This window comes from Mycobacterium sp. (genome assembly GCF_052144515.1).
Taxonomy (GTDB): domain Bacteria; phylum Actinomycetota; class Actinomycetes; order Mycobacteriales; family Mycobacteriaceae; genus Mycobacterium.
In genome coordinates this window covers 1-7047 of the sequence record NZ_JBKQQD010000006.1, presented here as the reverse complement: position 1 = coordinate 7047, position 7047 = coordinate 1, and the positions used below count along the sequence as shown (strand labels likewise).

Genomic DNA, 7047 nt, shown 5'->3' with positions numbered 1-7047 from the left:
CACCGTGCTGATATCCCAAGGCGTGCCGATGATCCTGGGTGGGGATGAGATCGGGCGCACCCAGGGCGGCAACAACAACGCCTACTGCCAAGACAACCCCATCAGCTGGTACGACTGGAACTTGGATCAAGAACGCCTTGATCTGCTCGCGTTCACCGCCCGCGCGATCGGACTCCGCAGGGAACACCCCGTTTTCCGGCGCGGCAGCTTCTTGACCGGCCAGGAGCCACGGCCCGGCAGCGGCGTGGACGTGGCCTGGTTATGGACAGACGGCACGCCAATGACATCGGACCGCTGGAATTCGGGGTCGCTGGCATTTGCCGTGTGGCTCAACGGCGCAGCGCTGACCGACACCGACGCCAACGGAGCACCGCTCACCGACGACACGTTCCTGATCTTGTTCAACGCCTCGTGGAACCCGCAGGTCTTCACCCTGCCGCAGCCCAGCCGAGGTCCCGCGTGGGAACCGGTGCTGGACATCACACAGGCCACCGGATCACCGGGGCCGTCGTCGACCGCGCTGCCCACCGGCTCGGGCTACACGTTGAGCCCACGCAGCCTGCTGGTGCTGTGCAGAACAGGGTGACCATCTGCAGTCGTCGCCTCTTTCAACGCGGCAACGCTCGCAAGCAGTAAAAGACTCAGATATCAGAATGACCGGCACAGGCGCTTACTGTCACCCGTCCGCACAACAAGATCGCTCGGGAGGAAGCAAAAGCTATAGGCGATACGACAGCGCAAATCAGCCAAGCAGACAAGAGCACAAGCCGCTGTAACCAAAAATATCCGCCCAGCAGAAGAGGAAGGGTGTAATGGCAGGGGACCGACAACCAATCAATCAGCCGTCGATGGCACCCACCACGAAGGTCGCCGCCGGGGGCGTCGCCGCCGCACTGACCGTCCTGGTGGTGTGGATCCTCGGTCTGCTCCACGTGCCTGTGCCCCCTGAGGTTGCCTCAGCGCTCACGGTCATAATCTCATTCGTCACCAGTTACTTTGTAAGGCAACGTGTTCCGGCCGCTGCCAACAACCCCAGCGCAGGTGACGGCTGAGTTTGTCAGTACTCGACTCCCGGATTTCCACGCCGGCTGCGGAATGTCGACTATTGCTGGCAGTGGAGCGTTGCTGGCCTGGCCTGTGAGTGGGGTCACGGTGTAGTTGTCGCGCTGCGGAGGGCCGAAACCGGTCAGTCCGGGATCGTCGTGGACGGCGGTGATCAATTCCGTTTGCACGGTGGCGGGTTGCCCGGCGGCGAGCGCGACCCTCGGTGTAAGGAGCGTAGCCGTCGTCCAATAAACCGCCTCTTGACGCGGACGGGAGGTGGATTGGAGGGTTACGGATACGCATGTGCCGAGATCGATGTCGAGCCCGAACGAGTCGACCCGGGCCTGCTTGCCAGGAAATGTCAGTGATTGGTGTGGGTCTCGATACGCCAGAATGATCGGCCCGTCGTCTGTCACGGGTGCGGCGCCTGCGGGGGCGGGGAAGGTCGGGGCACGGTCGCTCGCCGCCTCATGCTGCCGCGTCGCGCCGCTTGGCACTGCAGCCGGTGCACCACTTTCGGCGAACCCGCGGTGGGGGTGGCGCACCCGCGAGTGGTCGTCGATGACGGTATGGACGAACACGTGCCCAAGATGGGGTTGGCGACGGCGGTGTGTGATGCCGGGGTCGGTCCGCTCAGCGGACCCGGGTGTTGACTGCTGCCGCGCCGAAACGTTCGATTGTGAAACATTCGGCCACCGGAGGGCCGTACGGGTGGACTTTTTGGAAAGACCCGGGGTGCGGCGCTTTGCTAGGAGATCCGACCATGGATGTGAAGGCGGCAATACAATTCGGCCAGCTTCTGGCTGAAACCTACGACGTATCGCCCAGCGACTTGACGAATTCGGCCGGTAAGGTGCTGACTGCCGGCGGAACAGTGGTCACGACGGTCTATGCCAACGATCTTGCGACCGACATGAACCCGAGCCGGGTCGACGACACGGTCTCCATCGGGCTGATCTGCCAGGCGAATGGAGCAGGCGATGCGGTGATTACGCTCCGGGGTACCGAAGGAATCTTGGAGTGGATTCACGACGCCGAGTTCCTCACGGTTCCCTGCCCCTTCCTTGTCGGCGCCGGTCACACGGAGGATGGTTTCACCGCCATGTACAACTCGCTGCGAACCGGTGCCGCGCCGAATTCGCCGACCGTGGCCAAGTCAATCGGCAGCCTTCCGTTCCCGCACCCTGTGACCTCTATGACGGTTTGCGGGCACAGCTTGGGAGGAGCCCTGGCGACGCTGCTCGCCCTCGACCTGGCGGCCAATACGGTCTTCAGCCACCCAGTTGTCTACACCTACGGCAGTCCGCGTACAGGGGATTCCCTGTTTGTAAGCACGTTCAATCAGGTGGTCACCAACTCGTACCGGATCGAAAATCGCCTCGATATTGTCCCGAAATTGCCGCCTCCACCGAGCTATCAGCATGTGGACGAGCGTTATGAGCTAACCCCGGTGCGGCTCTTGCCACTCCCCGCAGAGATCCTGGTCGATTTCACCCCGAGTTGCGAACATGCGGTCGCCACGTACCTCCATCTGCTGTCCCTGCGATCGGGCGGCTCAGTCATTCCACTCGACGTCAACTGTCAGCCCAAAGCAGCGGGCACCGGCTCGGGCGCTCAGTGAGCGGCGATCGGTGTTCAGCCGTGACCGCAACCCCGCGGTGTCCGGCGGCGTATCCGCTGAGCGGACCGGGATCGATCCCAATGGACCGATTGGTCGGCGAGGATCCGGCTGGGGCAACTATTAACGGGCTTGGCAACGTCACCACCTCGACGCGTATTAAGGACGCTTAATGACAGCCGCCGCTAACAGACTCGGATTGGTTAGGCACATTGTGGTGCTGGTGCTCGAGAACCGCTCGTTTGACCACATGCTGGGGTTTCTTTATGCCGACTCGGGAAACGTCTCACCTCTGACCAATCAGCCGTTCGAGGGTCTGACGAGTAAGGAGTCCAATTCGGATGCCACCGGCGCATCCATCCCGGTCACCGCTTTAGCCGCAGGGACGCCGAACGTCTATTTCACGCCGGGGGCCGACCCAGGCGAGGGGTTCGTGGCCACCAATGTGCAACTGTTCGGAGAGGCCAGCCCGCCCGCCGGGAGTTCGGCGACCAACAGCGGATTCGTCACGGACTTCGCGGCAACGCTGAAGGGCATAGACGCGCACCGGCCCGTCATTTCGGGCACAACTGGTGCCGACATCATGGGGATATTCACCCCCGAGCTGCTGCCGATCCTGTCGGGGCTGGCGCGCGGTTTCACGGTATGCGACCACTGGTTCAGCTCCGTGCCGACCGAGACATTTCCCAATCGGGCTTTCCTGTGCGCGGCGACCAGTCAGGGCCACATGGATGACTCGACATCCAAGTACACCTCGCAGAGCATCTTCGGGCTGCTGAGCGCGCACAACCTCGCCTGGTCGATCTACGGCTACGCCAACCCACCACTGACCCGCCTGAATTTCCCCGACACCACCAACGCCCCGGAGTCGCACTTCGGCGTTTTTCGTGACTTCCTTGCGGCTGCGGCGGCGGGAAGTCTTGGCGCCTATACGTTTCTGGAGCCCAGCTGGGGATCGTCTGGCAATAGCCAGCACCCCAACTACGACGTCTCCCTCGGCGAGCAGCTGATCCACGATGTGTATTACGCCCTGCGCAACGGGCCCGCTTGGGACCAGACCCTGCTGATCGTCACCTACGACGAGCACGGCGGCTGCTATGACCACGTCGCACCGCCAACCGGTGCCGTCCCCCCGGACAGTTCTGCCGGCGAGTTTGGGTTCGACTTCACCCGGTTCGGTGTCCGGGTGCCGGCCGTGCTCGTGTCGCCTCTGATCGCTCCCGGCACGGTCTTTCGCCCGACCGGAACTGTTCCTCTTGATCACACGTCGATCCTCAGAACCGTCGAAACCCGTTGGGGCCTGCCGGCTCTCACGGCCCGTGACGCGGCGGCTCCCGGCGTCGGGGACGCCCTCACACTGTCGCAGCCGCGGACCGACGACCCGTTGGCCGGCGTCAGTGTCCCGGCGTCGAGGAGCGCGAATCCGGTTGCGGGCACCCCCTCCCACATTCAGCAGGTATACGCCCAACTGGTTTCCACGCTGCCGGTGACCGACACCCAGGGGCAGACCCATGCCGCGATGCCCGCGCTAACAACCGAGCAGGACTACCACGACTACATCAGGTCACGTTCGGCGGCGTGGACAGCGGCCCGGGCCACCCCACCGTCGTAAGGTTGCCATCCTCTCGCGTCACTGATCGGAGACCGTGATGAGTGCTGGCTCGCCGGCCAGCGCCGGGCCCTCGGCGCTGATCTATGTCATTCGCCACGGCGAAAAGCCAGCCGATCCGCCGACCCCGACCGCTGCACCGGAGCCGCCGTTTGGGGTTGACGTCGACGGCAACCAAAGCATCCACGCACTGCTGCCGCGCGGATGGCAACGCTCGGGCGTCCTCGCGGTGCTCTTCGCGCCCGCGCTCGGACCGCTGCAGGCCGGCCTGCGCACCCCTGCGACCCTGCTCTGACCCGACTACGGGGATCCGGACAAGACGCAGGGACACCGGACCTACCAGACCATTCAGGGCCTCAGCGCCCGGCTCGGGGTGTCGATCAACTCTCCGTTCGCCGAAGGCCAGGAGTCAGCACTCGCCAGCGCTGTCGTCGCCGACTACGCCGGTGTCGTGCCCATCTGTTGGGAACACCAGCACATACCTGCCATCGCTACCGCGCTGCCGACCGTGTCCGGCACTAAGATCCCTGCCGCCTGGCCGGGTGATCGGTTCGATGTGATCTGGTCCTTCACCCTCCAACCCGGAGCTTCACCGGCCGAGTACGTGTTCTCCCAAATCCCACAGCAGGTGCTGGCCGGCGATGCCGCCACGATCATCTAGGAGTGGGGCTGGAATGGGCGGCGCGCCAACGCATCTTCCCGCGCAGCCGCCGCCTCGGCACGGCGGCGATGTCGATCAGGATCTCGTGACCGCTCAGGAGGTGTCAGAGACGACCGGGCTGTCGGTGCACACGCTGAGCTGGTGGCGCTTTTCAGGGTCCTAGGTCCCGCGTACATCAAGCTCGGCATGCGAACCTAGTCGGAGGATCCGAAATTCCATCGCGTTCGAGCGGTCGTCATGTCCAGCAACAATCTAACTGTTGTCCACCGAACGTGATAGATAAGGCCTGTCGGCGAGGCGTCGCTCGGCCGCGGCGTGGGGGAGAAGCGTCACCGTGACGCAGCAGGCCGGGCTCTTGCTCGAGGACGACCTGCCGTTGCCAGCGCTGACCATCGACAATGCAACTGCCACTATTCACCGCATGGCCTGGTACTGGATCCTGTTGACGTACCGCCGTCGGCCCGTGCCGGCAAACGCTTTCATACACGCCAGCGTTGCACAGCGAATGGCGAAGCAACCGGGGTATGGCCGACACCTGCCGCGCGACTCGTGGGCCGATCCCGGCTGGTTGACCGATCTACCCGGAAACCCGTGAGCGCCTCTTGCCGCCACCAGCGGGACCGGAAAATACACCCTACCTACGGACCATCGCCGCGATGATGATGGCGCCCCGTGCGGTCCACTGTGCAGCAACACCTCCACCCTCGCCTCGTTGACCCCAGGCCAACAAAGTGAGCTCCCAATGTAGGCACGCACATGTGTGGACAGTGGGCTAATGGTCGGTACTGCGGCGCAAAATCCGCGTTCCGGCGTGAAGGTTCGGCGTCCGTGGACGCTCTCATCGCAGCGGAGTCGCCTCCATCGGAATCGTGAAGTCACCAACAATGCTGCAGCCGCCCGGTCAACCTGCCACAGTTCGTCGCTGGGTTCCTCTAGCCAGCCAAGCCCCGTCAAAAAACCGTGCGCAGGCGGAACCTGGCAGGCATCCGTCCGAGCACGGCTGTCCGTCCGTCGGTGACCGGTCCACTCAGCGGACCACGCTCTTGCGTAATCGACGGCGCTCGATGCGCAATGGGGTGTCGATGGCTTCACAGAGAGAGTGCACCAGGGGCGAAAAGCGGTCATTGAGCGCGCTCGCATCAACAGCACTCCGGTACTAGGAAAGGATGTGAACGATGGCTAAAGCAACCAATCGGCCGCTCGTGACAGACGCTGGGGACGGCGAGGCTGCCTCGCCAGAACAGCCAGCCAACAGCGACCCCACGCCCAGTCCCGCCTCCTCGAATACCCTGCAGACGTTCACGCTCGACGATCTTGCTCAGTACACCCGCGAGGGCGCGTTCGGGCCGACCGCCAGCCCTGATTTCCGGGTGTTCTACGTCGGCCGCGACGACGTGCACGGCGTGCTCGTGCACCTGTACACCCGGGTGCGGCTGAGCGTGAAGATGAACATGTTCGGCTACGACGACGACCAGCTCAACCAGATCCTGGACGGCCTGGTCAAGGACCCCACGGTCATGGTGCAGGTCACGCTGGACAGGTCTCAGGCCTCCGGCGCCCACGAAAAGGCGATCTTGTCCTCTGATGAAGCCAACGACCCGACGGGGTACGCGGCCGACTTCGCGGTCGGCCAATCGGACACCCACCAGATCAGCCACACCAAGGGCGGTGTGCTCGACGGCATCGTCGCCTTCGAAGGCTCCACCAACTGGTCATCCTCCGGCGAAGGCACCGGAATCAGCCTCGCTACAGCTACACAGCACCCCGGGTTCAAGGCGCAGAACAACACCCTGGCGGTGTACGTCAACCCGTACGAGATCGCGAAATTCTCCGCCCGACTCGACTACGAACACGGCGTCGCAGCCCGGCAGGCCCAGCCCGCACGCGCAAAGTCGTAACCATCGCCCAGCAAAGCCATTTGGGCTCAGCTGTCTGCGGGTCGTTGATGACCGAGTTGCTGCGGGCGCGATCTCGCCCGGTGCGTGGCGGCGGCTTCACCGGCTGCCACGGTCTAGGACGCCGCTGATTTAGTGTGCCGGTTTCGGCGTGGCTGGGCGGGGTTGGCGCGGGTGTGCCTGGAGAATCGGTGTGTGGCTTTGGGACGTGAGAATCGGC

The 7047-nt window shown here is 64.0% G+C and carries 7 protein-coding genes and 1 pseudogene; all 8 read left to right on the top strand.

Translation table 11 applies throughout. From position 1 onward, the window contains the following. Nucleotides 1-586, top strand: a pseudogene (locus ACLP9N_RS00195) (glycogen debranching enzyme); the annotation flags it as partial. 226 nt (nt 587-812) lie between these two features. Next, a complete protein-coding gene (locus tag ACLP9N_RS00190) occupies nt 813-1052 on the top strand; it encodes a hypothetical protein (RefSeq protein ID WP_442405510.1) in 240 nt (79 codons plus the stop codon). A gap of 755 nt (nt 1053-1807) precedes the next feature. Further along, nucleotides 1808-2665 carry a lipase family protein gene (locus tag ACLP9N_RS00185; protein WP_442405509.1) on the top strand — a complete coding sequence of 286 codons (858 nt, stop codon included), beginning with the start codon at nt 1808-1810 and terminating at the stop codon, nt 2663-2665. 169 nt (nt 2666-2834) lie between these two features. Beyond that, complete coding sequence (locus ACLP9N_RS00180; RefSeq protein ID WP_442405508.1) at nt 2835-4274, top strand: alkaline phosphatase family protein; 1440 nt, start codon at nt 2835-2837, stop codon at nt 4272-4274. 37 nt (nt 4275-4311) lie between these two features. Further along, nucleotides 4312-4566: a hypothetical protein gene (locus ACLP9N_RS00175; RefSeq protein WP_442405507.1), complete on the top strand. Its 255-nt coding sequence runs from the start codon at nt 4312-4314 to the stop codon at nt 4564-4566. A 78-nt stretch (nt 4567-4644) separates the two neighbouring features. Continuing rightward, complete coding sequence (locus tag ACLP9N_RS00170; protein WP_442405506.1) at nt 4645-4932, top strand: hypothetical protein; 288 nt, start codon at nt 4645-4647, stop codon at nt 4930-4932. A 334-nt stretch (nt 4933-5266) separates the two neighbouring features. Then, nucleotides 5267-5527, top strand: coding sequence for a hypothetical protein (locus ACLP9N_RS00165; protein ID WP_442405505.1), 261 nt, complete (start codon nt 5267-5269; stop codon nt 5525-5527). Nucleotides 5528-6107: 580 nt separating this feature from the next. Beyond that, nucleotides 6108-6830 (top strand): hypothetical protein, encoded by a 723-nt coding sequence (locus tag ACLP9N_RS00160; protein WP_442405504.1) that lies wholly within the window; start codon nt 6108-6110, stop codon nt 6828-6830. The last annotated feature ends 217 nt before the right edge of the window (nt 6831-7047 follow it).

Bases quoted from the DNA above. Each gene is read 5' to 3' on its own strand.
- ACLP9N_RS00190 (WP_442405510.1), top strand. From the start codon at position 813: ATGGCAGGGGACCGACAACCAATCAATCAGCCGTCGATGGCACCCACC.
- ACLP9N_RS00185 (WP_442405509.1), top strand. From the start codon at position 1,808: ATGGATGTGAAGGCGGCAATACAATTCGGCCAGCTTCTGGCTGAAACC.
- ACLP9N_RS00180 (WP_442405508.1), top strand. From the start codon at position 2,835: ATGACAGCCGCCGCTAACAGACTCGGATTGGTTAGGCACATTGTGGTG.
- ACLP9N_RS00175 (WP_442405507.1), top strand. From the start codon at position 4,312: ATGAGTGCTGGCTCGCCGGCCAGCGCCGGGCCCTCGGCGCTGATCTAT.
- ACLP9N_RS00160 (WP_442405504.1), top strand. From the start codon at position 6,108: ATGGCTAAAGCAACCAATCGGCCGCTCGTGACAGACGCTGGGGACGGC.